Raw genomic sequence first — 25,666 nt, 5'->3', positions numbered from 1 at the left:
CTAGATTTAAATTCAGGCATGTACTGTATTGTAATCCAGCGAAGGAGCCGGAGCTGTCCTCGGCGCGCACGCCCGGCGGTACTGCCCGACAAGAGCCAGATGGGATTCCAGCCATGAGTGCCTACGTACTCGGTTTCGACGAGATCGACAGAACCCAGCTCGCCGTGGTCGGCGGGAAGGGCGCCAACCTCGGAGAGCTGTCCTCGATCGACGGGGTCCGCGTGCCCGCCGGATTCTGCGTCACCACGGAGGCCTACCAGGCGGTGGTCGAGCGCGATCCCGAGGTCGGCCGGCTCATCGACGGGCTGTCCGGCCTGCTGGCCGACGACCGGGCGGGCATCGCCGACGCCTGCGCGCGCCTGCGCGCCGCCATCGAGAGCCTGCCCATCCCGGCCGGGATCGAGCAGGGCATCGTCGGCCACCTCGCCGGGCTCGGCGGCGACGACGTCCCCTGCGCCGTGCGGTCCAGCGCGACCGCCGAGGACCTGCCGTCGAGCTCCTTCGCCGGCCAGCAGGACACCTACCTGAACGTCCGGGGGGCCGCGTCGGTGGTCCGCGACGTGCGGCGGTGCTGGGCCTCCCTGTTCACCGACCGCGCCGTGGCCTACCGCATCAAGAGCGGGTTCGGCCACCGGGCCGTCCGGGTGTCGGTGGTCGTCCAGCGGATGGTCTTCCCCGACGCGGCGGGCATCATGTTCACCGCCGACCCCGTCACCTCCAACCGGAGGGTGCTCTCCATCGACGCCGGCTTCGGCCTGGGCGAGGCGATGGTCTCCGGGCTGGTCAACGCCGACACCTACCGGGTGCGGGAGGGGCGGATCATCGACAAGAAGGTGTCCGTCCAGACGATGGAGCTGTGCGCCTCGGCCGACGGCGGCACGGAGGAGCGGCCGATCGAGGCCGCCCGGCAGCACGTGCAGACCCTCGGCGACGAGCAGATCCTCCAGCTGGAAGCCCTTGGGCGGCGGATCGAGGCGCACTTCGGCCGCCCGCAGGACATCGAGTGGGGCCTGGCCGACGGCGTGCTGCACGTGCTGCAGAGCCGTCCCATCACCACGCTGTACCCGATCCCCGCCGCCCACGACGGCAAGAACCACGTGTACATGTCGTACGGGCACCGGCAGATGATGACCGACGCCTTCGCCCCCCTCGGCCTGTCGTTCTTCGCCCTGCTGCACGAGAAGCTGGGCCGCTCGGCGGGCACCGTGGCGGGGAACCGGTTCTACAAGGACATGTCCCACGAGCTGACCTCGCCCGTGGCCAGGATGGTCACGCTCAAGAGCCTCGGCCAGGTCGACGTCCTGATGGCCAACGCCCTGCGCACCGTGCTGGGCAGGAAGGAGTTCGTCAAGGACCTCGCGCACGGCAAGACGTCGGTGATGGACTTCGGCAAGGGCGGGCCGCTGCCGGTGGCGCGCCAGTACCTCAAGCTCGGCCGCGAGGACGACCCCCGCGTCGTCCCCGAGCTCATCGCGCAGAACGAGGAGACGGTCGAGCGGCTGCGGCGCGGCATCGACGGCAAGTCGGGCGACGAGCTGTTCGCGTACATCATCGAGGACCACGACGTGCTGGCCGACCTCACCTTCGACCCCCGCAGCGTGGCGGCCGCGTTCGTCGGCATCCAGTCGGTGAACTGGGTCAACAAGCACATGGAGGAGTGGCTGGGCGAGAAGAACACCGCCGACGTGGTCGCCCAGTCCGCCGACCACAACGTCGTGGCGGCGATGGGCCTGGAGCTCCTGGACGTCGCCGACGTGGTCCGGCAGTATCCGGCCGTCATGGAGTACCTGGAAAGGGCCGGGCGCGAGACGTTCTTCGCCGGGCTGGCCGGGCTTGACGGCGGCGCCGTCGTCCGCCACACCTTCGAGGAGTACCTGCGCAAGTACGGCATGCACTGCCCCGGGGACATCGACATCACCAGGACCCGCTGGAGCGAGGATCCGACGCTGCTGGTGCCGCTCATCCTCAGCAACATCAGGAACTTCGCGCCGGGGGAGCGGGCCCGCAAGGAGCAGCGCGGGCGCGCCGACGCGGAAGGCATGATGAACGGCCTGCTGGAGCGGCTGAGGCAGCTGCCCGGAGGGTCGGGGAAGGCGAAGAAGGCGGCGCGGCAGATGAGCCTGGTGCGCCACTTCATCGGCTACCGCGAGTACTCCAAGCACGCCCTGCTGCTGCGGCTCGAACTGTACAAGCGGGCGCTGCTCGTCGAGGCGGGCAAGCTGGTCGCGCAGGGAGTGATCAAGGAGCCGGAGGACGTCTACTTCCTGTCCATCGAGGAGTTCAGGAACGTGGTGAACACCGGGCAGCTGGACTACGCCCTCATCACCGAGCGGCGCGAGGCGCATGAGACGTACCAGAAGCTGACCCCGCCGCGGGTGATCACCTCAGAGGGAGAGGTGATCTCCGGCGAGTACGACACCGGAGCCCTGCCAGAGGGTGCGCTGGCGGGCGTCGCGGTCTCGTCGGGCGTGGTCGAGGGCCGCGCACGGGTCGTCATGAGGATGGAGGACGCCCAGGTGGAGGAGGGCGACATCCTCGTGACGGTCTTCACCGATCCCAGCTGGTCCCCGCTGTTCGTCTCGGTGAAGGGCGTCGTGATGGAGGTGGGCGGGGTGATGACCCACGGCGCGGTGGTCGCCCGGGAGTACGGGCTCCCCGCGGTCGTCGGCGTGGAGAACGCCACCGAGCGGATCAAGGACGGGCAGCTCATCCGGCTGAACGGCAGCGAGGGATACGTGGAGCTGCTGTCGGACTCGTGACCCGGCCCTCGCCCACCTGGAGGAGAACCTCGACGCGGCGTCCCTCCAGCGCACGGCCGACGACCTCGGCCGGCTGGAGCGGTTCGCCGGCGAACGTGGTGATACCGCCCTCGTCAGACCAGCCGGAGGCCGGCGGGCCGGACGAGCGACGTGACAAGGGCCTGGACGAGGCGCATGATCAGCGCCTCGAGCAGCATGAAAGCCGCCTTGGCCGCTACAGAAGCCAGGAATTCGGACACTTCGTACCTCACGCTAAGAACAGTGCTGTTAAAGGCATATTTCACCGTGAACTGACCCGGCAACTGTAGCGGAGGTGACCGTAAAGTGAACTATCGATGACGGTTGTCAACTTGATCGTTGGATCGCCCCGGCGGCCAGGGTCGCGGCCGCGGCGCAGCCGAGCCCGATACCCCAGCCGAACGGCCCGATCGGACGGTTGCCGAAGAACTGGCTGAGGCCCGGCACCGAGACGATCACAGCCAGCACGGCCAGCGACGACAGCGAGGCGAGCAGCACCGTCCGGTCCCGGCCGCCCAGCGCCACCGTCTGCAGCAACTGGGCGCTCACCAGGCCGACGAGCCCGACGGTGTCGGCGCGGGAGCGGGTTCCGGTCATCCGTGCCAGCACCCACGCCGCGGTCGCCGCCGCCGCGGTGGTGACCGCGCGCAGGTAGATGTCCCGCGTCAGAGCGGCTCCGAGCGAGGCTTCCGGCCCCTCGGCGAGCAGCTTCTCCGGGCTGGCCGCGCTGGGCGGCCTGATCGCCACCGCCATGGCGGGCAACATGTCGGTGAGCAGGTTGACCAGCAGCAGCTGGCGGGCGTTCAACGCGCTACGCCGCGTGAGCAGGCTGGAGCCGAGGGTGAAGGCGATCTCCCCGATGTTGCCCCCGAGCAGGATGCCCAGTGCGTCGCGCACCGACCCCCACATGGCCCGGCCCTCGACGATGGCATCGATGATCGTCTCGATGCGGTCGTCGACCACGACGAGGTCCGCGGCGGACCGGGCGGCGGGCGTGGCACGGGAGCCGAGGGCGACGCCCACGTCGGCGAGCCTGATCGCCGGCACGTCGTTGGCGCCGTCGCCCGTGACGGCCACGACCTTGCCCGCCCGGCGCAGGTTGGTGACGATCCGCGCCTTGTGCTCGGGGGTGACCCGCGCGAAGACCGCCACCTTCGGCAGCTCCACGGCCAGCGCGTCGTCGTCCAGGCCGTCCAGTTCGGGGCCGGTCATCACGCGCAGGCCGTTCAGCGCGTTGATCTCGGCGGCGATGGCCTCGGCCGTGCTGGGATGGTCGCCGGTGATCATGACGACCCTGACGCCGGCCCGCATCAGCCCCTCCACGCTGCGCTTCGCCGTCGGCCGGACCGGGTCGGCCAGGCCGAGGAAGCCCAGGAAGCGCAGCCTCTCGATGCGCGACTCGTCCAGCTCGGCGTGGCTGGAAGCCGCTCGCTCCGCGACGGCGAGCACCCGGTAGCCCTGCAGGGCCAGCCTGTCCACCTCCTGCTCCAGCTCCCGCCTGATCCCCTCGTCCAGCGGGACGGCCATCCCGCCGCGCATCACGTCCGCGCAGCGGGTGAGCACGACCTCGGGAGCGCCCTTGACGCTCAGCAGGTGCCCGGACTCCGACAGGCCCAGCACCGCGTGGTAGCCCCGCGCCGGTTCGAAGGGCAGTTCGTCGACGCGCGTCCACTCCCGTAGCCCGTCCACGGGGGTGATGCCGAGCGCGTCGGCGCCCTCGACCACGGCCCGGTCGGTGGGGTGCGGGATGGCGCGCCCGCCGCCGAAGCGGGGCCCCGCCCGCAGCGCCGCGCCGACGATCGCCCGCAGCTGGGGCGTCAGCCCCTCCGGCTCCGACTCGGTCCACCCGTCCGACACCCTGCCCAGGCTGATGTGCCCCTGCGTCAGGGTGCCCGTCTTGTCGAAGCAGAGCACGTCCACCCGGCCGAGCGCCTCGATCGTCGACGCGTTGCGCACCAGCGTGTTACGCGTCGACAGCCGCTTGGCCGAGGCCAGCTCCGCCACGGTGGCGACGAACGGCAGCCCCTCCGGAACCGCTGCCACCATCAAGCTCACCGCCGGGGCGAGCGCCTGCGACAGGGGCGAGCCGCGCAGCAGGTCCAGGACCATCAGGAGCACGCCCGACCCGATCGCGGCGGGCAGGATCCTGCGGCTCAGCGCGCGGAGCCGCAGCTCCACCCCGCTGGGCGGCGGCCCCTCCTCGGCCAGGACGGCGGTCCTGCCCGCCTCGGTCGCGTCGCCCACGGCCACGACCACGGCCAGGCCGTGGCCCGCCGCGACGGTCGTCCCCTGGTAGACCATCGAGACGCGGTCCGCGATCGCGGGCGCCGCGGTCGGCACCGTCGTCTTGGCGACGAGCTGCGACTCGCCGGTGAGAGTGGACTCGTCGACTTCGAGGCCGGTTGCCTGGATCAGCCTGCCGTCCGCCGGCACGGCGTCACCGGCGCGCAGCTCGATCACGTCCCCCGGCACCAGGGTGTCGGCGACGCCCGACACGCCGCCGTCGGGGCGGCGCAGCCGCACCCGGGTGGCGGTGATCTCGGTGAGGCGGTGCACCGCCCGGTCGGCGCCGCGCCGCTGCGCGCCGCCGAGCACCGCGTCGACCACCATCACGCCGCCGATCAGCACGGCGTCCAGCGCCGAGCCGACCGCCGCCGACACGCCCGCGCCCGCGGCGAGGACCGGGGTCAGCGGGTTGGCGAGCTCTTCCGCGGACGCGGCGAGCAGCGACACCGGCCCCAGGACCTCTCGCCGCGTCGGCGCCGTCCTGCGGCCCGCGGCCTCCGCCTCGGTCAGCCCGCTGGGCGACGAGCGGAGCCGCTCCAGGACGTCCCGCACCGCCATGGCGTGCCAGGGCGTCTGGTCGACCTGGATGGGCGGCGCCATCCGCCGCAACCCACGCGCCGTCCACTCCCCGGCGACCAGAGCCGCCAGCGACAGGCCGTCGCGCGCCAGCTGCGCCCGCTGGACCGCGGTCCGCTGGGGGCCCAGGAACGCCAGCCCCGCCCCGGCGAGCGCCCCCGTCGCCGCCACTCCCACGCTCCGCGCGCTCGCCTTCCTGGCGCACGGCAGGCACCGCAGCAGCAGGTGGACGCCGTCGAGCTCGCCCATCACGTCCGCGTCCCACGGAATCCGCCGCGTCCCGCCGAGCACGCCGATGCCCAGGTCGGCCTGGCTCAGCCCGCGCCGCGAGCGCTGCGACACGACGGCCACGCCGCGCCCCTCGGCCTGCAGCGCCCGCACCGACATGGCCAGCCGCGTCCCGCCGTCGACCAGCCGAGCCACGCCGAGCCGCCGGCCCAGGCCGGGCTCGCCGCCGGCCAGCACCACCTCGCACGCGCCCCCCGGCGCCGCCACCAGGGCCTCGGCCATGGGGTGCAGCTCCGGCGCCAGGCCCACCAGGGCGACCAGGACGCCCTGGTGCGACACCGCGACCGGGCGGATCCCCTCCTCGCGCCACTCGGCCAGCCGCGAGGACACCTCCATCTGCCCGGCGGCCGCTGTTCCGGCGTCGAACGGCTCGGCGGTCCACCCGTCGCGCTCGCGCCGGGCCGAGGGGTCGGCGAGGTCGAGGAGCGTGAACAGCCGGGCGTGCAGGTCGTCCAGGTCCGCGTCCGGGACGAGCTGGATGACACCGTCGAGCGTCCAGCCGCCCGTGGTGAGCACGGCGGTGTCGAGGACGACCGTGTCGATGCGGTCCATGCGGACCAGGGCGTCGCGGTCGAGGACGATCGTGCGGCGTCGCGCCAGGGCCCGCACGGTGGCGCTGGTGAAGGCCTCCCTGCCCAGGCGGGCGGCCTTGGGGGAGCTCGTGATGAGCACCGACAGGCCCCGCTGGTGGTTCCGGCTGACGACCGTGGTCACGGCGTGCGCGCCCACCGCCGCCGCCCCGGCCGCGTCGCCGTAGCGCTCGACGGGGCCGCGGGGCAGCAGGGTCGCACGCGAGGCCGCCGCGGTCCTTGTGTGCCGGTAGGCGCCGTCCTTGGCGGCGAAGTCCTTCTCGCGCAGCATCCACGCGCGGCGACCTGCGCGCGCGTCGACGTACCGGCCCGCCGCCGCGGCGGAGTCGATCAGCAGCGCCACGGGCCGCATGGCCAGCGTGTTGGAGACGATCCGGGTGGTCACCATCAGCGCCTCCGCGGCGGGCTTGCCGAGGCGCTGCTCCAGCTCGCGGCGGGCCCGCGGGACGTCCTCGACCAGGGCGAGGAAGCTGGGGACCGTGGCGGGCAGCCTCGGGAGCCCGGTGACCCGGCCGACCAGCGCCACCCCGGTGCCGACGAGGTGCAGGCCGAGGCTGATCGCGGAGCGGGCCTGCTGCTCCACGCCGTCGATCGCCCGGGGCGCGGGCACCGCGGCGCCCGAGTCGACTTCCTCGACGATCGCCACGATCTTGTCCATGTCCAGCATGGACAGGTCCCCGCCGACGAACACGCAGCCGAGCGCCCCGTTCACCTCGGCGCGTGGCACGCCCGACGCCAGCAGCCGCTCCTCGAGAGCGCGCGCGAGCCGCTCGGTTCCCTGGCCGCCGATGCCCCGCAGCTCGACGCGGACCCCGCCAGCGCACGGTTGCACCCGGCGGGGGCGCGGAACCATGCTCCGCACCGGCTCGGGAAGCATGTTCAGCAACGTGTCAACGGTGAGCAGACCGGACCACACCGTGCGGCCTCCTATCAAGGGCGTCCGTGGATGGGCGCCCAGGCACAGCCGCGCGGGCACACGCTTCGTTCAGTTGTCCGTCGTCCGGTTCAGCTGCCAACCGGGCTCACCCGCCCGACCGCGCACGACCGGCCGTGGTCTTCCGCTGGGTCGACGTGCTGGAGGTCGAGGCGGTCCTGCGCCGCGTGGTGGCGGTGGTTCCCGTGGTCCGCCTGCCTCCCGTGGTGGCAGCGGTCCCGGTGGTCCCCGTGGTTCGCCTGGCTCTGGTGGCGGTGGTCCCGGTGGTTCCCGTGGTTCCGGTGGCTCGCCTGGCTCTGGTGGCGGTGGTCCCGGTGGTCTCCGTGGTTCCGGTGGTTCCGGTGGTTCCGGTGGTTCGCCTGGCTCTGGTGGCGGTGGTTCCGGTGGTTCGCCTGGCTCCCGTGGTGGCGGTGGCCCGCCTCCGCGTGGTCGTCGCGGCGGGCTTCGGCGGCTCGGCGGGCGCGGGCTCCGGCGGCTTGCGCGCCGCCGCCTTGGGCGCACCCTCCCTCCGCGCGCGCTGCGCGATGATCGTCCCGGCGCCGATGGCGGCCGCGACGGGCCATTCGAGCACTCCGAACACGGCCAGGGCGCCGAGCACTCCGTAGTAGGCGACGCGCTCAGGAGCGGGGAGGAACGACTTGGCGATGTCGACCGCGTGGCCGACCTCCTGCTTGCCGATGTGCGGCAGCGGCGGCATCGGCACGTGCGGCATCGCGAGGTGCGGCAGGGCCATGTGGGGCATCCGGACGTCGGGTGCGCGGAGCTGGACCGTCATCATCGGTAGGTCCAGCGTGAGCCGCCTGCCGGACTCCTTCCGTCCGGGCGCGGCGGTAGCGGTGGACGGACGCCCTCGTGACGGGCGCGTCTGGGCGGCGGCCATGATTCCTCCTCCAGGACGAGGAAAGTCCACCCCTGACGTCATGCCAGGGAACGACGGGACCCGAGAGCCGCGGCGCAGCCCTCCATGTGTCCCTATCCCTCGCCGGTCCAGTTATTCCGGGCGGAGGTTATATGTCGGGTTGTGCCGTCCCATATTCGCTTCAGGTCGACTCGTCCCCGTGGAGTAGGTTCGTCTGCCATGGACGTGATCGAAGCCCATCGGGGCCTGCTGCGCGGGCTCCTGCCAGACGACGATCTGCCGGCGCTCTCCGTCCACCGGGGGCAGTTCCACGACGTGGTGATCGGCGCGGAGCGGGTCGTCTGCTTCGCGCGGACCGGGGCCGCAGGCGACCGGCTGCCCCGGCGGGCCGCCGTGCTCCGCGTCCTCGCCGGGCTCGACCTCGGTGTCCGCACGCCCGTCCCCCTCGATGACGGGGCTTCCTGGCTGGTGCTCAGCCGCGTCCCCGGCGCGCCGCTGGCCCAGGAGGAGCTTCGCCGCCGCGAGGTCGCCGACCTGGTGGCCGCCCGGTACGCCGCCCTGTTCGCCGGGCTCGCCGCGGCGGGCGCGCGGACGGCGGTGCGCGAGGCCCTGCCGCACGCCGCGCGCGACAGGTGGCGGGAGTTCGCCGCGGACGTGCGGGCGGAGCTGTTCGCGCTCATGTCCGGCGCCGGACGGGCGCGGGCCGAACGCGAACTCGCGGCGCTGGACGGCCTTCCCCACCTCACCTCCGCCGTGGTGCACGGCGACCTCGGCGGCGAGAACGTCCTGTGGGAGCGGGTGGGCGGGCTGCCCCGGCTGAGCGGCGTGGTCGACTGGGACGACGTCTGCCTGGGGGACCAGGCGGAGGACCTCGCCGCCGTCGCGGCCAGCTACGGCGACGCGCTGCTCGACGCCGTCGTCTCCCGCCTCGGCGCGCCGCGCGGGCTGGCGGAACGCGTCGCGGCGATCCGCGGCACGTTCGCGCTCCAGCAGGCCCTGTACGCGGCGCGCGACGGCGACCAGCACGAACTGGACGACGGGCTGACCGGCTACCGCTGACCGGACCGGCTCCGAGGAGCAGGGGCGGCGGCGTCCGTCACGCCTGCTCCTCGTAGGTGATGTGGTACTTGGCGGCGATGCGGTTGAGCTTCTCGGGGTCGAACTTCCCGCTCGTGGTGGCCGCGGGCCCGGCCTCGATCAGGTCCTCGACGTAGCACTCCCAGCCTCCCGGCGAGGAGATCTGCACCATCCGCGGAGGCGGCGTGGACGCCTTGCGCAGGGCGTGCGGGACGCCGTGCGGCAGCAGCACGAACCCGCCCTTGGGCACCGTCTCCGTCCGGTCGTCGAACTCCACCTCGAGCAGGCCGTCCAGCACGAAGATGCACTCGTCGGCCTCGTGGTGGACGTGGCGCGGGATGTCGCGCGCGAGGGTCACCTCCAGCAGGGAGAACCTTCCCTCGGTGTCCTCGGTCCTGGCCTTGATCGCGAACGCGGGCGGGATAGGGATCCGGCTCGGCCGGACCTCGCCGGGGCTCAGCAGGATGAAGCGCTCTTTCGACATGGAGTCTCCGTCTTCTGGCACGTGCGATAATACGGAATGCGGAATCCGTATTCCGAAAGTCTAGACAGAGGATCTCTTCGGATGTCAACTCCGCCGTCCCGCCGCAAGCCGCGTACCGACGCGGAACGCAACCGGACCCGTGTCCTGGAGGCCCCCCGGAGGACAGCGGGGGCGGTGATCACGTCGATGACCGGCGGCCGGTCGCAGGACAGCAGGCGGGGGTGTCACGCGGGGGCGGTGATCGCGTCGACGAAGGCTCGCAGGACGCGGCGGGAGAGCTCGCCGGGAACCCCTGGAAGGAGCGCGAGCGCCGCCTCGCGGACGCGCCGGCACTCCGCCACCGCGGCCTCCACCGCCCGCGCCCGCTCCTCGTCCGCGAGCCCGTGACCGGGACGGCCGAGCAGGTGGGGAATCGCGGAGATCCGCGCCGTGATGGCGGTCTCGGGCGTGGTGTCCAGGCGGTTCCGTTGTCCGCGCAGCGCGAGGATGTCGTCGGCGAGCAGGAACGCCGTCCCGCAGTGCCGTCCGAAGGCTCGCAGGCGCGCGACGAGCGCGGGGGAGCCGCAGCCGAGTTGCGCGCCCAGTCTGGCAGGGAACTCGAACATGGCGGCGAAGACGTCGGCCGCGGTGACGCCGGGCGGGTCGGTGAGCCGGCCCCCGCGCAGGCAGGTCAGCTCGGTCAGCCAGTCGGCGAACGACCACGCGACGTCCGGGGCCTCGGCCGACACCAGCCGGGTCGCCTGCGCCAGCAGGAAGTCGCCCACGAGCACGGTCGTGGTGGTACCCCAGTCGACGCCCCTGCCAGTGTGTTCGGCGGGACGTCCCGGCCCGAGGAACGCCAGCGCGCCGAGCATGGCCAGCTCGACGGCGGAGCCGACCGTCACCTGCGCAGCCTGCGGGACGCCGCCCGCAGCGGCCAGCGCGGCGACGAACAGCACCGCGGGGCGGATCCGGGCCTCGCCGGGGCCTCTCCCGGCGAGCAGCAGCCGGGCGATGAACGGCCACTCCTCGCGCACGGCGGCCAGGGCCACCTCGTCGCAGGCGGCGAGGAACGGGGCGAGCGCCAGCGCGTCGGCCTCCGGCAGCTCGATCTGGTCGGCCATGGTGGCGCCGGCCAGCCCCTCGGGGAGCAGGACCGCCCGCCGTCCCTTGACGAACAGCGGGCTGTCGCTGCCCGACGTGGCCTCCAGCATCCGCCACGCCAGGTGGTAGCGGTGCGCGGCGTGCCGTGCGGTCTCGAAGTAGCCGACGAACGTGGCGGACAGTCTGCGCGCGTAGGCGTCGCGTGCCGCCGCCGGGTCGTCCGGGTGCGCGGCGATGGCCTCGGCCGCGTACAGGGCGCTGTGCACGGTGTGGCTCAGTCCCTCCCCGGTGAACGGGTTGGCCAGCCCGGCCGCGTCCCCCACCCGGAGGCAGCCGCCCTCCACGGTGCGCGCCGGGGCGAAGGCGCTGCTGACGGGCCCGGTCACGGGCGGTCCCGCCGGGGTGGCCGCGGCGAACCGGTCGTCGCGTCTCATCAGCTCGGCGACCGCTCGGTCGTGCGCCTCCTCGCAGTCCGTCCCGTCGCCGATCCGGGCGAGGCCGATCGTGCAGGTGTCGCCGTCCCCGGGGACGATCCACAGGCAGGCGGGCCGCGCCCGCGCGTCGGTGCGCGGCGGGACGGCCAGCCGCAGCGACAACCGGCCGTCCAGGCGCACGCCGCGATATCGCCGCGCGCACGCGACCCCGCCGGCGAGCGTGCTCACGACTCCGCTGGGGAGCGCGCCCGCGACGGGTGTCCGCGCGATGCCGGGACGTTCGCATCCTGTCGCGAGGACGACGTGCCCGGCGGTGATCGTCATCGCCCGCTGCCCCTGGCGGACCAGGACCCGGTCTCCCTCGACGGCGACGACGCGGCCGGTGAGGGGTTCGGCGCCGTTCGCCTCGGCGAGGCCGTGCAGCCAGGAGTCCAGCCGGTCCCGGGCGAACACCGCCATCGGAGCGTCGGCCAGCTCCCGCGGCGATCCCGCACCGAAGGCCAGGTCGGCGGCGTTCAGCCGACGCAGCGGTGCGGCGTCCGCGCCGGGGATCGCCGCCAGGCCGTCCAGCGCGACGGCGCTCAGCACCACGTCGTACTGCCGGCCGTGCCCGCTGCCATCGCCGACCAGCACCGTGCGCAGTCCGGACGCGGCCAGCGCGGCCGCCGCCACGCTCCCGGCCGGCCCCGCACCGACGACCACGACGTCGGTCTCGCGGCTCTCGCCAACCGGCGGCCCCGCACCGACGACCACGACATCCGCCTCGCGGCTCTCGCCGACCGGTGGCCCCGTGCCCGCGACCGCTGCCTCGCGGTTGCCGCTCATCGGAAACCTCCCCAGGCTGCGTCCGCGGCGCAGGCCACGTGGGAGCGCAGGGCGTCGTCGGCGAGCTGGGCGAGTTCGGCCGTGGCCCGCGCGTAGCGCTCGCGTGCGAGGTCCTCCGCCTGGTCGAGGCCGCCGAGCGAGATGATCAGCGAACGCGCCTTCGGCACGTCGTCCCGGCCGAAGTCGGGCGCGAGCAGCAGGGCGCCGAGCTCGCCGGTGACGTCGGCGCGGAGCGCCAGCAGCGTGGGCGCGCCGAACAGCCCGAGGACGTGATCCGTGCCGATCGCCTTGTCGACCTCCCCGGTCGACAGGTCGAGGCAGTCGTCGAGGATCTGGAACGCCACCCCGAACCCGAGCCCGAACCGGCCCAGGACGGCCCCCTCCTCCGGTTCCAGCGCCGCCTCGGCCGCGCCGAGCAGGCAGGCCAGCCGGAACAGCTCCCCGGTCTTGCGTTCCACCAGCTCGACGTAGTCGTCCAGGCCGAGTGCGGTGTCGAACGCGCGCTCCACGTCGAGCAGCTCCCCGTAGGCGAGCCCGGCGACGGTCCGCCCGGTGGCGGCGGCGACGCCGGGGCCGAGCTGCGCGGACTCCGTCCCCGCGAGGGAGAAGCAGGCGAGCCCGGCGAGCATCGCGGTCTCGGCCCCGACGACCGTGTGCGCGGCGGGACCGCCCCGGCGCAGGGGCGCGCGGTCGACCACGTCGTCGTGCAGCAGCGAGGCCATGTGCAGCAGTTCGACCAGCGCACCCAGCCGCACCAGCCGTGAGGGGACCGCGGGCGACGCCCCCGCGCAGGCGGCGAGCAGCGACGAGCGCAGGCACTTGCCCGGCCGCCCGGCCAGGTCGCGCACCACCGGCCCCAGCGGCTCCGGCAGCCCGGAGGCCAGCTCCCGCAGCCGCGCGACGACGTGCTCCGTGTAGGCGGGCCGCCCTGAGTCCCGGGAGGCCGCCTCGTCAGTGGCCGACACCGACCCAGGCGTTCGTCTCCAGCGTCGGGGCCTTCGCGACGGCGTCGAGAACCTTGTGGTAGACGGCGTCGGTGTTCATGTACGCGATGACCTGCGCCCTGTTCATGCCCAGGGTCGGGGACATCACGTCGTTGAACAGGGTGGTCGCGGCGTTGGACTCCTCCGGGGTCAGCAGGCTCTGCTCGAGCCCCGTGATGATGAAGGCGACGTCGTTGAGGTTCTCCTGGGTGATCACGGCTGTCGAATTGGGATTAGCGAGCAAATTGGCAATAAAGTCATGATATTTCTTGTAATAAGTCGCGGCGTATGACTTTTCGGTGTCGGTGCCTTCTTTGCCGCGTACCCGGTCGATGATGACCTGGGAGTTGATGTAGAAGAGCTGCCCGATCAGCTGCCCGGCCTGGCTCTGGTAGAGGAAGCTGTCGCGGGCCTTGTCGGCGAGCGCGCTGTCGCCGACGAGCGGCAGGTCGTAGTAGCCGCCGAGGCTGTCGAGGATGTTGCACGGGATCGGCTTCTCCGGCGGCACCGTCGTCTTCCCGTCACCGCCGCGGCAGACGAGCGAGCCCGAGTCGCCCGCCCAGAGGAACCCCCGGGTGGCGATGCAGCGGAACCAGAAGTCCTCTTTCGGCTCTTCCATGGAGATGCGGACCACGGCGTTGATCGCGAACACCTTGCTGGAGGTGTAGCCGGTCGTCCGCCCCACCTTCTCGATGTGGTCGTCGATGTCCACCTCGGCCGTCGAGCCGGGGCTGAGCATCTCCACGTTGAGCCCGCTCAGGGTCGGCGCGATCCGCACGACGAAGCCGACACCGGTCTGGTCGGAGCCCGCGAAGCACAGGCCGATCGCGGGGTGCGCCGCCGAGGGCGGCGCCATCAGGTCGCGGGCCACCTGTGAGACGCTCACCAACGACGAGTCGAGGACCTGTGCGATGGCCGCGTCGGTCTCGTTGGGCTGGTCCTTGCTGCCCCCGAACGGGACGAACCGCTTCAGCTTGGCGATCACGTCCGCCGCGCCGCCGTTGTCGAGCGTCCCCGGCTGGACGATCTCCTCCGGGATGACCTTGCCGTCGCTTTCGGCCATGCCGCCGCGGGCCAGCACGTGGCTGTTGGACAGGATGCACAGGCTCTGGTCGGTCCGGTCGCGGACGACGCAGCCGAAGGTGCCGACCCAGTTCCCCACCTGGCGGAGGTTGGCGACGCCGCATCCCTGCCGCGCGGGCCGCATCCGCTCGGTGATGCTCCGGGCGGCCAGCGTCCGCACCGGGGGGTCGAGTGTCGCGCGGCCCGCCCTGATCACCCCGGTCTCCACGACGTCGACGGCGTGCTCGACGCCGTCCACGGTGACCGTTCTCGGCAGCAGCCTGCGGCCGGACACGAAGCCTTCCGGACGCTTCTTGGCCACCATCACGGTGACCACCGGCTCGTCGCTCCGCACCCCGCCGCGCTCCCTGAAGCCGATGGCGAAGCCGACGCAGTTCCTGTCGTCGCCGTGGGCGCCCAGCAGCCGTTGCTTGGCGAGTTCCAGCCCCGCCATCTTCTCCTCGGCGATTCTCACCGCGGTCTCCTCGTCGTCAGGGGGCTGAAGCGGCTGTCAGGCGCCGGAAGGTTGCGCAGCGCGTTCAGCCAGACGGACGCGGCGGCGTCCGACGCGGGGTCGAAGTGCGCGGAGACGGTCGCCACGGCCAGCGCGACGACGGCGACCAGTTCGGGCGCGGCAGCCTGCGTCGCGGACGCCTGGCGCGCGATTCCGGCCAGCAGCCTGGGGCGGCCGGTGTTCAGCAGGCCGGCCGAGACCAGCGACCGCGCGCCCTGCCGTGCCAGCTCCAGGCGTGGCGCGTCCAACTCGGTCAGCCGCGCCGCGAGCCGGGCCGCGGTGGCCCGCCGGACCGCGGGACCTTCCTCGCCGAAGGCGGGGAAGGCGGCGGGATAGACCGCGCCCGCGCGCGCCACCTGGAGGATCATGTCGGCTTCCTGCGGCGACAGCGTCGCGGGCGCGGCGCGGGCGGGCGACGTGCCGATCCCGGCCGCGAGCACCATCGCGGTCGCGCCTGTTCCTGCGACGCGGACGAAGGCCCGCCGGGTGAGCCGTGGCCGCGCCGGCGGCCGTGCGGATGGTTCCTCGGACATGGGACGCCTTTCGCGACGGTGACAGGAAGGAAAGGGCGGGTTCGACTCCTTGACCGCGGGGCGGAGCCGGCGGGCGCGCGCGGGTCGGGGCTCGCGGCGAACGGGGGACACCGGAGGAGTTCGTCAACAGAAAAAAGGAAAAGAGGGGATAAAGGGCGATATTTCGTGATCCTTACTCGTGAGAGTCTGACGTGGAGTCAGCCCGAGGTGATAGAGATTTCCGTCTGAATGCAAACGTGCCGGTGGCGGGGGCCCGGGCACGGCTTTCTGACAGCTGGGAGCGGGGGTCTCGTGACGCTGCGGATCCATTTCACGGGCGCGGATCTGGCGCGTACCCGGATCTCGCCGGAGCCCGACGCGATGTGGGAGGTGATGCTCAGCCTGCACAGACTGCGCCGCAGCGAGCAGACGCTGGTCTTCGGCGAGTGGAAGCGGAACGCGCTGGGACGGGTTCCCGCGCTCGCCAGGCTGCTGACGCCGCTCGCGCCGTCCAAGGGGTACGCGGTCGACTTCCTCACGCCGCGCACCGGGTCCGGCTCAATGGAGGCGGGAGTGGAGAGCCTGCGGCGCACCCCTCGCGACCGGCTCCGCGCCGACCTGGCCGAGCTGGCCCGGCGGCATCCCGGCAGGCGGCTGCCAGGCTGGACCGCCGACCTGGCGGCGGGCAGCGCGCAGGCGGTGCAGGCCGTCGCCGGAGCGGTGAGCGCGTACTTCGCGGCGTGCCTGTCGCCGTACTGGTCGCGCATCCGCGGGCAGGTCGGCCAGGACCGGACGCGACGCTCCCGCGTGCTGTCGGAAGGCGGCTGGGAATCGGTGTTCGCCACGCTGCACCCGTCGGCGCGCTGGTCCTTCCCGACGCTCGAACTCGCCTACCCGGCCGAGCACGACCTCCATCTCCAGGGTCGGGGGCTGGTGCTGGTGCCGTCGTTCTTCTGCCGCAAGGCCCCCGTCACCCTGCTGGACGAGGAGCTGCCGCCGGTCCTGGTCTATCCCATCGAGCACGACCCGGCCTGGGCCCACGGCGAGAGCCCAGGCGGGGACGCTGGACGGCGTCCGACGCTCGCGGGGCTGCTCGGCCCCACCCGGACCCGGGTCCTGGAGGTCGTCGCCCTCGGCGACTGCACGACGTCCGAGCTCGCCCGGCGGCTCGGCCTGCCGCCGTCCACGGTCAGCAGGCAGGTCACCGTCCTGCGCGACGCCGAGCTGGTGACCAGCCAGCGCTACGGCAAGGCGGTGTTGCACGCCGTCACCGCGCTCGGCGTCGCCCTGCTCAACGGCCACCAGCCCAACCTGACCGGCTGACACCGACCCGGCGGTGTTTGGCGACCGCCCTGGGCGGTATCCCGCAAGGAGGGGGGAACATATGAGGACAATCGTTACCGCCGCGCTCGGGATGATGACCGCTTTCGGGCTGTTCGGGCCCTCCGCCCATGCCTGGCACCGCACGCGCGAGGTCAGCAAACACCAGTACGAGATTCTGCTGAGCCAGTGCCAGTACGCGCACACCTCGGCCGCGCGGGCCGAATGCCGGGCACAGGTCAGGAAGAACTACCGCATCGGGAAGAAGGACCCGACGCTCGACTGCCGCACGTACGTCGGCGTGACCGTGTGCGGCGAGTTGAAACTGAGCCGTTCCGAACGCGAGTGCGTGCGCGACTCGGTCGAGAAGGGGCTGACCTACCGCCGTTCCGAGGTCGAGTGCTACGTCTTCACCTAGCCGCTCTTGCGTGTAGTGGGGGCTCCCTCGCCCCCACCCGCCGCCACCGAATCCTCCGGCAAAGGCTCATCGAGACTCCTCGAGCCTGGCAACCCCCGTCTTCAGGCGGGGGAGGAAGCGCTGCGCAGTTGCGCTGACCGGCCCCCGCGCCCACACCGCCACCGTCGAAAGCAGGAACGTCGCCAACGTGGCGACGGCAGCACCCCCGGCGGGCGGCTGTCGCAGCGGGAGGTGACCGGGGCCGCCCGTGGCGGCTGCCCTGCCCGACTCGGGCGCGACCGGATCCGGTCGCGCCCGAGTCCCGTTTCGCGTCTCCGGACGAACGGGTGGTAACGATGGGGCATCCCGGACCACTTCCCTGTGGAAGAACACACCCGGAGAAAGGGCGGGTTGGTGACGGACGATTCTCAACGGTTCACCGGCATCTACGACGAATGCCGGCAGCGCGTCTGGGCGTACGTGGTGAGCCGCGCGGGACGCCAGGTGGCGGACGAGGTGGTGAGCGAGACGTTCGCGATCGCCTGGCGGCGGCTGGACGACGTCCCGGACCCGGCCCTGCCGTGGCTCCTCGGAGTGGCCCGCAACGTGCTGCGCGACAACGTCCGGGCCGAGGTCCGTCGCGAGGCGCTCAGCGCCGAGCTGCGGTCCTGGACCGAGAGCGACGTGGCCGAGCAGGTGGCGGAGCGGCTCGGCGTGCTCAAGGCGCTGGCCGAGCTGCCCGAGGACGACCGGGAGACGCTGATCCTGGTCGCCTGGCAGGGCCTGTCGCCGCGTGAGGCCGCGCGCGTCGTCGGCTGCTCCCCGGCCACGTTCCGCGTACGGCTGCACCGCGCGCGCAAGCGGTTCCAACAGGGGCTGGAACCTGCCGCGCGGGCCGGAGCACGGGTGCCGAATCTCAGTGAGGAGTGGACATGAACCCCATCGACCAACTGCGGGCGGCGCGTCCCGCGCACCTGGGCGACGTCCCGGTCGACGAGCGCACCAGGGCGGCCGAGCTGTCCCACGCCATGGCGGGGCCGCGGCCCGCGCGCAGGAGGCGCGGGATCGTCCGGCCGGCCTGGGGGCTCAGCCTCGCCGGGGCCGCCACGGCCGTGACCGCGGTGGCCGTCGTGGTCTCCGGGACGGGCGGCACGACGCCGCGGGCACCCGCGGACCCGCACCCGGGCACCCCCTCGGTCGCCTCCTCGGTCGCCCAGGGGAGCCCCGGCCCTCAGGTCCGGCTCTCCGCCCGCGACATCCTGCTGGCCGCCGCCAAGCAGGCGGACCGCCAGCCGGACGAGCCGGCCGCCTACTGGCACACGGCGTCCGTGCGCCGGACCCTGTTCAAGGTCGAGGGCGGTGGATACACCGTCGTGGACCAGGAGCGGAGTGAGGGCTGGACCCCGTACGCGCCCGGCGGGCAGCAGTGGGGCCGGTCGCAGCCCCTGGGCGTGCGGCCGGCGGGCCCGGACGACGAGGCCGCCTGGCGGCAGGCCGGGTCTCCGGAGGAGGTGGGCGTCCTGGTGCCGGGGAAGAAGGTGGCGGCCAAGCTGTCGACCGCGCCCGGAGCCGCCCGGACCAGCCACGCCGACCTGGTGGAGGGCGACAAGGTGTTCTGGCTGGGCCGGAACGTGACGATGAAGGACCTGCGCGGCCTCCCGTCGGACCCGGCCGCGCTCAGGGCCTGGCTGCTGCGCTCCTATGAGGGGCACGGCACGGAGTCGAGCGATCCGCAGTCGGCGGACGCCTGGCTGTTCGACGTCACGGCCGGGCTGATCACCGACATGCCGGTCACCCCGCAGGTGCGCGGCGCGGCCTTCCGGATGCTCGCCGACCTGGACGCGGTCGAGGTCGCCGAGGACGTCACCGACGCCGAGGGCCGTACCGGCACCGCGGTCACGATCGACGAGCGGACCAAGGTCAAGGCGACCGACAAGGACGTCAGCGGGGTCCTGCGCAAGCGTCTGATCTTCGACAGGGCGACCGGGGGAGCGCTGGCCTACGAGAACGTCGTGGTCCAGCCGGGCGGCCTGTTCGCGGACTTCGCGCCGGGGACGGTGTGGAACTCCGACGTCGTGCTCGAAGCCGGCTGGACCGACGACAAGCCCGGCTCCTGACCGAGGCGCGGACCCCTCGAACAGGCCGCCGAGCGGCGGAGGAGAGCGCCACGGGTTCGCGTGGGGTTCCGCCGTTCACGTCTCCCCGCGCCGAGTAGCGGATGACGACCGACCGGTGGCGGGACATCCCCCGCCACCGATCACCCAATTATATGAACGATCGGTCGTTAATATAGTGTGGCCGTATGGAACAAGACGGCCGACGGCTGCGCGGGTTGCGCAGCCGCGAGACGATCCTCCAGCAGACGGTGGGGCTGGCCTCGGTCGAAGGGCTGGACGGGCTCTCTCTGGGGCGGCTGGCAGCGGCGGCCGGCGTCAGCAAGTCCGCGTTCTTCGCGCACTGGCGCGACAAGGAGCAGCTGCAGCTCGACGCCGTGGAGTGGGCCGTCCGGCAGTGGACCGAGCAGGTGGTGGGGCCCGCCCTGCGCGCCCCTGCGGGCGTACGGCGCCTGTTCGCGCTGCATGAGGCGCGGCTGAGGTTCTACGAGGACGGCGTGCTGCCCGGTGGCTGCTTCTTCTTCGCGGTGCAGGCCGAGTTCGATGATCGTCCCGGAGTGGTCCGCGACCGGCTCGCGCGGGCCATGCGCGAGTGGCAGGAGTTCATCCGCCGGCTGGTGGCGGAGGCCGTGACGGTGGGCGAACTGGTCGACAGCGTGGATCCGGCCCAGCTGGCCTACGAGATCGACGCGCTCGGCGAGATGGTCGTCATCCACTCCCGCCTGCACGATGGGCCGGCCTCCCTCGTCCACGCCCGCCGTGCCGTGCTCCAGCGCCTGCGTGCGCTCTGCCCTGACCCAGCGCTTCTCCCGGAGGACTGACATGACCGCAGGCGGCGTTTACGAGCCGGTCCAGGTGCATTTCGACGACCTTGACGCGATGGGGCTGTTGCACAACTCGCGGTACGCCTTGCTGGTTGAGCGGGCGATCAGCGCGTACTGGCATCGGCTCGGCTGGGCGTCCGACCCCGGCCGATCGGCGTTCAAGGACGTGTTCCTGGCTGTACGCGAGTTCAAGGTGACCTACAACACGCCCATCACCGGGGTGGGCGAGCCGCTGGTGCACTTCTGGCTCGAGCGGATGGGACGTACCAGCGGGTGGTACGGCTTCCGCGTGCTGTCCGCGGACCACGCCGTGGTGCACGCCGAGGGCTACCGGGTCAACGTCAACCTGGACCCGGCCACCCTGCGGCCGACGCCGTTCAGCGACGAACTCCGCGCCGCCGCCGCGCCGCTGATGCTCGCGGAGGCGGCGCCGTGCTGAGGCAAGCGCGTCAGGGCTTTTTGAGGGTGAGGGTGAGCTCGACGCCGAGGAGGTCGGCCAGCTCGGTGAACTTGGCGAGGTTGGGCGTGCGCTGACCGGTCTCCCAGAAGGAGACCGCGCCCTGCGAGACGCCGATCCGCGAGGCGACCTCCAGCTGTGTCAGGCCGAGGTTCATGCGCCGCTCACCGAGCTTGACCATGAGCGCGTGCGCGTCAGCCATCTCCGCCTCCTCCAGCACATGCGGCGTACGGGATCGCTCCGCCGCCGCCCCCGTCCGGATGGCCGGCGGAAGTCTGGATGGAGCCCGACGGCGACCAGGGCGACAGGCTCTTCGTCTTACCAGGAAAGCAGTCGCAAACCGTATATTCCATGCTATATAGGGATTTTCTGGACTTGGGGAACCTGTTCCTCGCGCCGCGTCGGCCGGCTGCGGGCGTCCGGCTGCCGCGACCGCCGCGCATGGTGGCCGGAGGGGGAGCGCCCGGTGGTCGTAGAAGCCGGTGGCGGCAACACTTTCTGGTGCAGCGCAGCAGGTCGGATCCTCGAACGTGATCTGCGGCGGTCTCGGCTACCTGATCGACGGTGGAGGGTCCTGACGGCCGCCGGCTTCGAGCAGGGTGGCGATGCCGTCGAGCATGCGGTGGAGGCCGAACTCGAAGATGTTCTCCGGCTCGGACGCCTGGAACGCCTCGGCGCCGAACTCCGACACCATGGGCAGCCGAGCGGCGTGCATGGTGCGGCTGAACGCGTCCTGCCGGGCGTCGGCCCACTGCTGCCGGGTGTGGCGGGTCGTCCTGGCCGCCTGCGCCTCGTGGGCGAGGGGGATGGCCGCGCTCTGCAGGTACGTGCCGATCATGATGGCGACCTGGACGAGGGTGGCGAAGTCCAGGTCGTGGCCGTCGAGGGCGCGCATGCGCCAGTCGGTGTACGCCATGAGGCTCGGGGCGACCGGCGGCCGGGTGGTGACCGCGACGAGGTGCGACACCCAGGGGTGCTCCCGGTAGAGCGCCCACTCCTCGCGCGCGGACAGCTCCAGCTTGGCCCGCCAGCCGTCGGGGCCGGGTTCCGGCAGGGGCCGCTCGCCGAAGACGGTGTCGACCATCAGGTCGTTGAGCTCCTCGCGGCTCGCGACGTAGCGGTACAGCGACATCACGGCGACCCTGAGCTCCGCCGCGACGCGCCGCATGGAGACGGCGGCGACGCCCTCCCGGTCGGCGACCTCGATCGCGGCGCGCACGATGAGCGCCTGGTCCAGGGCCCCTTCCGTGGAGCCGCCCGCGGCGTGGGGCTCATGAGAAGGGGCGCCGATCTCGGCGGCGTCCCGCACGTCCGCCGTCGACCGGTCCGCGACGCGCATCCGGTAGGCGCGTGCCCGGCAGGCGCGTGAGCAGTATCGCGGAGGCCGTCCGCGCTCGGCCGGGCGCAGGGGTCGTCCACACATCTCACACGTCGGCATGCTCGGTGACCGCCCTCATTTTCGTCACGAAACTCATATCGTGACGAAAGTATAGAAGATGGGAGCAGAAATGAACGAATCAAGTCGGCTGACCTGGGGAAATAGGACAAATTAGCGTATATCCTCCGATCATGTTGTACGGTGTATTTATGACTCGTACAGCGTATTCACGAGGGGCGCATGCCCATGCGCCCGCGCCCTACGCCCTCGAACTGCTCGACGTGGTCAAGCGCCACGGGCACGGCGACGCCGCCGTCACCGCGCTCGACAGGGTGACGATGCGCATCCCCCGCGCCACCTTCACCGCGGTGATGGGCCCGTCGGGCTCGGGAAAGAGCACCCTGCTGCACTGCGCCGCCGGGCTCGACCAGCCGACGTCCGGGTCCGTCGTCCTCGACGGCCGCGACCTGAAGGGCCTGGACGAGACGGCCCTGACCCGGCTCCGGCGTGAGCGGATGGGATTCGTCTTCCAGTCCTTCAACCTCGTGCCGACGTTGACCGTGGCGCAGAACGTGACCCTGCCCCTCGAGTTCGCCGGCCGCCATGCCGACCAGCGGCAGGTGCGGGCGCTGCTCACCCGGCTCGGGCTCGGCCACCGGAGCGACCACCGCCCGGCGGAGCTGTCCGGCGGCCAGCAGCAGCGCGTGGCCATCGCCCGCGCCCTGCTCTCCCAGCCGGCCGTCCTCTTCGCGGACGAGCCCACCGGCGCGCTCGACACCCAGGCCGCCCGCGACGTGCTCGACATCCTGCGGGAGGCCGTGACCCTGTCCGGCCAGACGATCGTGATGGTCACCCACGACCCGGTGGCGGCCTCCTACGCCGACACGGTCGTCTTCTTCGCCGACGGGCGGATCGTCGACAGCATGGCGCGCCCGCACGCGGGGGCGGTGGCCGCGCGGATGGCCCAGCTGTCCGCGCCGGCAGCCGCCGACGCGAGGCCGGTCCACCAGGACGGCGGCCTCCGATGATGTGGAGACTGGCCTTCCTCACGGTCCGCGCGCACAGGGCGTCGTTCCTCGCCTCGGCGGCCGTGATGGCGGCGGGCACCGCCCTGCTCACCGCGTTCGCGAGCCTGCTGGAGACCGGGATGGCGACCGGCGGCGACACCGGTTTCCTGGTCATGCTGCCCGCCATCCTCGGCGGCTGGACGGTGGCGATCGTGGCCTTCGGCGTGGTCTCCACCGTCTCCCTGACCATCCAGCACCGGGAACAGGAACTCGCGCTGCTCCGCTCGATCGCCGCCACCCCGCGGCAGATCCGGCAGAGCGTCGTAAGGGAGACGGTCATGGTGGCGCTGCCCGCGGTCGTCGCGGGCCTGCTGCCCGGCATCGGGCTCGGCGCGGTCGTCCTCGGGCGGCTCGTGGACGGCGGCCTGGTCAGCGCCCGCACCGAGCTGAGCGCCGGGTGGCTGTGCGTGGCGATCGGCGCGGGCACGTCCCTGCTCGCGGCGGTCGGCGCCGCGCTGATCTCCAGCAGGCGGGCCGCGTCCATCCCGCCCGTGCGCGCGCTGGGCGAGTCCACGCCCGCGGCGGCCCGCGCGCTGACCCGCGCCCGCGTGCTCAGCGGCCTGGGGCTGCTGGTCGTCGGCCTGAGCCTGGGGGCGGGGACCCTCCTCATGGAGAACGGCCCGCTGCTCTCCAGCACCGCGGGCCCGGCGGGCGTGGCCGTGGCGGTCGGGCTCGCCCTGCTCAGCCCGGCCGCGGTAACGCCCATCAGGCTGTTCACCCAGGCCAGGATCGGGGCCACCGCCAGGCTGGCCGCCCGCAACGTCCACGTGCGGGCGAAGCACAGCGCCAGCGTGGCGTCACCGCTGATCCTGCTGGTGGGCATCGCGGCCGGCACCCTCTACATGCAGAGCACCGAGGACAGTACCCACCGCGGGCCCGCCGTCGCCGGTGACGCGAGCGTGCCACTCGCGCCCGTGAACTACCTGGTCGTCACCATGATCATCGGCTTCTCGGCGATCGTGGTCATCAACACGCTGGTCGCGGCCACCCGCCGGCGGAGCCGCGAGTTCGGCCTGCTGCGGCTGTCCGCCGCCACCCACGGCCAGGTGCTGAAGATGGTCACCGTCGAGGCCGCCGTCACCGCCGCCATCGCCGTCGTGCTCGGCACCGTCGCCGCCGCGGTGACGACCGTGCCGTACAGCCTGGTCAAGACCGGCTCGCCGATCGCGTCCGGACCGGCGTGGATGTACCTGGCCATCGTCGGGGGCGCCTTCCTGCTCGTCATGCTGGCCGCGATCCCGACGACGCTGGGCGCCCTGCGCACCCGGCCGGTCGACGCCCTCTCCGCGGCGTAGCCCGCCTACCGGCGCGCCCCTCCCGTCCTGTCCGGGCGCCGGCCTGACCGGCCTCCGGCGCGGCTCCCGTCCGCGTTCCGCGTCCGCAGGACGCCCCACAGCACGGCGGACACGCACACCAGGCCCAGCGCGCCCCCGCAGGCGATGACCTGGTGGACGGGGACGAACTCGGCGGCCGCGCCCGCCAGAGTCATGCCCAGACCCTGGGCCGTCATCAGGCCGGCGGTCATCACCGTCATCGCCCGGCCGCGTAGCCGCTCCGGGACGGCGGCGACGAACCACTGGTCAAGGCCGAGGGTGTACGAGATGCCGCAGCCGGTCAGCACCTGACATACCAGCGCCCAGCCGAGCGAGGGCTGGAACGCGTACCCGACGGCCGGCAGCATCGCCAGGACGGCGACCGGCATCGTGAGACGCGCCCGGCCGCGCGGGCCGAGCAGCGAGCCGGCCAGGGCCTCGCTCGCGATCGCGCCGACCGGCATCCCGCACATGAGCAGGCCGAGCCCCGCCGGACTGACCGCGAGGGCGCCGGCGTACGAGGTCAGGAGCGCCTCGGACACGACCACGAACATCGGCGGCACCCAGGCCAGCAGCAGGAGCGACCTGACGCGCCTGTCGGCGAGAAGCAGTCGCATGCCGGAGAGCGACTCGCTCACCAGCGCGCCGCCGTCCGTCCCGGCCCGCGCCGGACGGGCGGACGTGCCGAAGCGGAGCAGCAGCGCGGAGCCGAGGAAGGTCGCCACCGTCAGCACGAGGACGGCCCGCGGCGACAGGAGGGCCAGCAGCAGGCCGCCGGCGGCGAAGCCGGCGAGCTGCCCGCTCTGCCCGACGAGCCGGATGACCGAGCGGCCCAGGATGAACAGGTCGCCCTCGCCGAGGATGTCGCCGAGCGTCGACGCCCGCGTGCCCTGGAAGACCGGCGCGACGGCGGCGGTCACACACCGCAGGACGAGCAGCAACGCGACGGGCATGCCCGGCGCCACCATCCCGGCCGCGCAGGCGGCGCAGAGCAGATCGCAGACGACCAGAACCCGGCGGGCCGGGAACCGGTCGGCGACGGAGGACAGCAGGGTGCCGCCGACCACGTACGGAAGCAGCCCGAAGGCGAAGGTCAGCGCGCTGAGCAGCGGCGAGGAGGTGAGCCGGTAGATCAGGACCGACAGGGCGATCTCGGAGACGACGACCCCGAGCGTCGACATCGCGTGCGCGGCGAACACCGCGCGGAACTCGCGAACCGCGAAGACGGCCAGGTATCCGGAGCTCGGGCCCGGGCCCCCGCTCCCGGACGGGTGGGATGACATGAGCGGCAGCCTGCCAGGACGCCCGAGCCGTTCTCCAGTCGTCGAGACTCCTCGAGCGTGGAAACACCCGTCTTCAGATGGGGGAGGAAACGCTGCGCAGTGCCGCGGAATTCGGTACCGAATGCGGCGGCGATCGCGACGCCGGGCTGCTGGAGTCGCACCGCCGGGGCAACCAGGTGCTCTACAAGCGCACCCCGCTGGTCGACCCGCTGATCGACAGGACCTGAGA

The 25,666-nt window shown here is 72.8% G+C and carries 22 protein-coding genes; 11 read left to right on the top strand and 11 right to left on the bottom strand.

Annotation, left to right across the window (positions count from 1 at the left end):
• Positions 1–113 precede the first annotated feature (113 nt).
• Complete coding sequence (gene rph / locus ABT294_RS37035; protein ID WP_350811063.1) at positions 114–2,759, top strand: rifamycin-inactivating phosphotransferase; 2,646 nt, start codon at positions 114–116, stop codon at positions 2,757–2,759.
• Positions 2,760–2,872: 113 nt separating this feature from the next.
• Here rph and ABT294_RS37030 read toward each other — a convergent pair whose 3' ends face one another.
• The 3 genes from ABT294_RS37030 to ABT294_RS37020 form a co-directional block, all read right to left on the bottom strand.
• Positions 2,873–3,010 (bottom strand): hypothetical protein, encoded by a 138-nt coding sequence (locus ABT294_RS37030; RefSeq protein ID WP_350811062.1) that lies wholly within the window; start codon positions 3,008–3,010, stop codon positions 2,873–2,875.
• A 94-nt stretch (positions 3,011–3,104) separates the two neighbouring features.
• Entirely contained in the window at positions 3,105–7,433 is a 4,329-nt protein-coding gene (locus tag ABT294_RS37025) for a cation-translocating P-type ATPase (protein ID WP_350811061.1), read from the bottom strand.
• Positions 7,434–7,539: 106 nt separating this feature from the next.
• Positions 7,540–8,331 (bottom strand): hypothetical protein, encoded by a 792-nt coding sequence (locus ABT294_RS37020; protein ID WP_350811060.1) that lies wholly within the window; start codon positions 8,329–8,331, stop codon positions 7,540–7,542.
• A gap of 198 nt (positions 8,332–8,529) precedes the next feature.
• Between ABT294_RS37020 and ABT294_RS37015 the strand changes: the two genes are divergently transcribed.
• The gene (locus tag ABT294_RS37015) at positions 8,530–9,369 is read left to right on the top strand and encodes an aminoglycoside phosphotransferase family protein (RefSeq protein ID WP_350811059.1); all 840 of its coding nucleotides are present in this window, start codon (positions 8,530–8,532) and stop codon (positions 9,367–9,369) included.
• Between the two features lie 37 nt (positions 9,370–9,406).
• On the opposite strand, the gene ABT294_RS37010 is transcribed toward ABT294_RS37015, so the two are convergent.
• The 5 genes from ABT294_RS37010 to ABT294_RS36990 all read right to left on the bottom strand — a co-directional run bounded on the left by ABT294_RS37010 (position 9,407) and on the right by ABT294_RS36990 (position 15,305).
• On the bottom strand, positions 9,407–9,871 hold the full coding sequence (locus ABT294_RS37010) for a cupin domain-containing protein (protein WP_350811058.1): 465 nt from the start codon (positions 9,869–9,871) through the stop codon (positions 9,407–9,409).
• Positions 9,872–10,095: 224 nt separating this feature from the next.
• Entirely contained in the window at positions 10,096–12,213 is a 2,118-nt protein-coding gene (locus ABT294_RS37005; RefSeq protein WP_350811057.1) for an FAD-dependent oxidoreductase, read from the bottom strand.
• Complete coding sequence (locus tag ABT294_RS37000) at positions 12,210–13,178, bottom strand: polyprenyl synthetase family protein (protein ID WP_350811056.1); 969 nt, start codon at positions 13,176–13,178, stop codon at positions 12,210–12,212. Before ABT294_RS37000 ends, ABT294_RS37005 begins: the two co-directional genes overlap by 4 nt.
• Positions 13,165–14,733 carry a hypothetical protein gene (locus ABT294_RS36995; protein WP_350811055.1) on the bottom strand — a complete coding sequence of 523 codons (1,569 nt, stop codon included), beginning with the start codon at positions 14,731–14,733 and terminating at the stop codon, positions 13,165–13,167. The genes ABT294_RS37000 and ABT294_RS36995 overlap by 14 nt, the downstream gene beginning before the upstream one ends.
• Positions 14,730–15,305, bottom strand: a complete 576-nt coding sequence (locus ABT294_RS36990) for a hypothetical protein (RefSeq protein ID WP_350811054.1) — start codon at positions 15,303–15,305, stop codon at positions 14,730–14,732. The genes ABT294_RS36995 and ABT294_RS36990 overlap by 4 nt, the downstream gene beginning before the upstream one ends.
• Positions 15,306–15,596: 291 nt before the next feature.
• On the opposite strand from ABT294_RS36990, the gene ABT294_RS36985 reads away from it, so the two are divergent.
• From ABT294_RS36985 to ABT294_RS36960, 6 genes are all read left to right on the top strand, one after another.
• Positions 15,597–16,607, top strand: a complete 1,011-nt coding sequence (locus ABT294_RS36985) for an ArsR/SmtB family transcription factor (RefSeq protein ID WP_350811052.1) — start codon at positions 15,597–15,599, stop codon at positions 16,605–16,607.
• A gap of 61 nt (positions 16,608–16,668) precedes the next feature.
• The gene (locus ABT294_RS36980) at positions 16,669–17,022 is read left to right on the top strand and encodes a hypothetical protein (protein ID WP_350811051.1); all 354 of its coding nucleotides are present in this window, start codon (positions 16,669–16,671) and stop codon (positions 17,020–17,022) included.
• Between the two features lie 393 nt (positions 17,023–17,415).
• Complete coding sequence (locus tag ABT294_RS36975; protein ID WP_350811050.1) at positions 17,416–17,937, top strand: RNA polymerase sigma factor; 522 nt, start codon at positions 17,416–17,418, stop codon at positions 17,935–17,937.
• On the top strand, positions 17,934–19,118 hold the full coding sequence (locus ABT294_RS36970) for a CU044_5270 family protein (protein ID WP_350811049.1): 1,185 nt from the start codon (positions 17,934–17,936) through the stop codon (positions 19,116–19,118). The genes ABT294_RS36975 and ABT294_RS36970 overlap by 4 nt, the downstream gene beginning before the upstream one ends.
• 185 nt (positions 19,119–19,303) lie before the next feature.
• Positions 19,304–19,936, top strand: coding sequence for a TetR/AcrR family transcriptional regulator (locus ABT294_RS36965; RefSeq protein WP_350811048.1), 633 nt, complete (start codon positions 19,304–19,306; stop codon positions 19,934–19,936).
• A gap of 1 nt (position 19,937) precedes the next feature.
• Positions 19,938–20,378, top strand: a complete 441-nt coding sequence (locus tag ABT294_RS36960) for an acyl-CoA thioesterase (protein ID WP_350811046.1) — start codon at positions 19,938–19,940, stop codon at positions 20,376–20,378.
• A 10-nt stretch (positions 20,379–20,388) separates the two neighbouring features.
• Here ABT294_RS36960 and ABT294_RS36955 read toward each other — a convergent pair whose 3' ends face one another.
• Positions 20,389–20,598 (bottom strand): helix-turn-helix domain-containing protein, encoded by a 210-nt coding sequence (locus tag ABT294_RS36955; protein WP_350811045.1) that lies wholly within the window; start codon positions 20,596–20,598, stop codon positions 20,389–20,391.
• 348 nt (positions 20,599–20,946) lie between these two features.
• Complete coding sequence (locus ABT294_RS36950) at positions 20,947–21,735, bottom strand: TetR/AcrR family transcriptional regulator (RefSeq protein ID WP_350811044.1); 789 nt, start codon at positions 21,733–21,735, stop codon at positions 20,947–20,949.
• Between the two features lie 248 nt (positions 21,736–21,983).
• Between ABT294_RS36950 and ABT294_RS36945 the strand changes: the two genes are divergently transcribed.
• Positions 21,984–22,802: an ABC transporter ATP-binding protein gene (locus ABT294_RS36945; protein ID WP_350811043.1), complete on the top strand. Its 819-nt coding sequence runs from the start codon at positions 21,984–21,986 to the stop codon at positions 22,800–22,802.
• Complete coding sequence (locus ABT294_RS36940; protein ID WP_350811042.1) at positions 22,799–24,136, top strand: ABC transporter permease; 1,338 nt, start codon at positions 22,799–22,801, stop codon at positions 24,134–24,136. The genes ABT294_RS36945 and ABT294_RS36940 overlap by 4 nt, the downstream gene beginning before the upstream one ends.
• A gap of 5 nt (positions 24,137–24,141) precedes the next feature.
• Here ABT294_RS36940 and ABT294_RS36935 read toward each other — a convergent pair whose 3' ends face one another.
• A complete protein-coding gene (locus tag ABT294_RS36935) occupies positions 24,142–25,437 on the bottom strand; it encodes an MFS transporter (protein WP_350811041.1) in 1,296 nt (431 codons plus the stop codon).
• A gap of 77 nt (positions 25,438–25,514) precedes the next feature.
• Here ABT294_RS36935 and ABT294_RS36930 point away from each other — a divergent pair, with 77 nt between their 5' ends.
• Positions 25,515–25,664 (top strand): hypothetical protein, encoded by a 150-nt coding sequence (locus tag ABT294_RS36930; RefSeq protein WP_350811040.1) that lies wholly within the window; start codon positions 25,515–25,517, stop codon positions 25,662–25,664.
• Positions 25,665–25,666: the final 2 nt, after the last annotated feature.

The sequence above is a fragment of the Nonomuraea sp. NPDC000554 genome, from assembly GCF_040300065.1.
GTDB lineage: Bacteria > Actinomycetota > Actinomycetes > Streptosporangiales > Streptosporangiaceae > Nonomuraea.
Note: the sequence above shows the minus strand (reverse complement) of the source record. Positions and strands in the feature narration are given on the sequence as shown.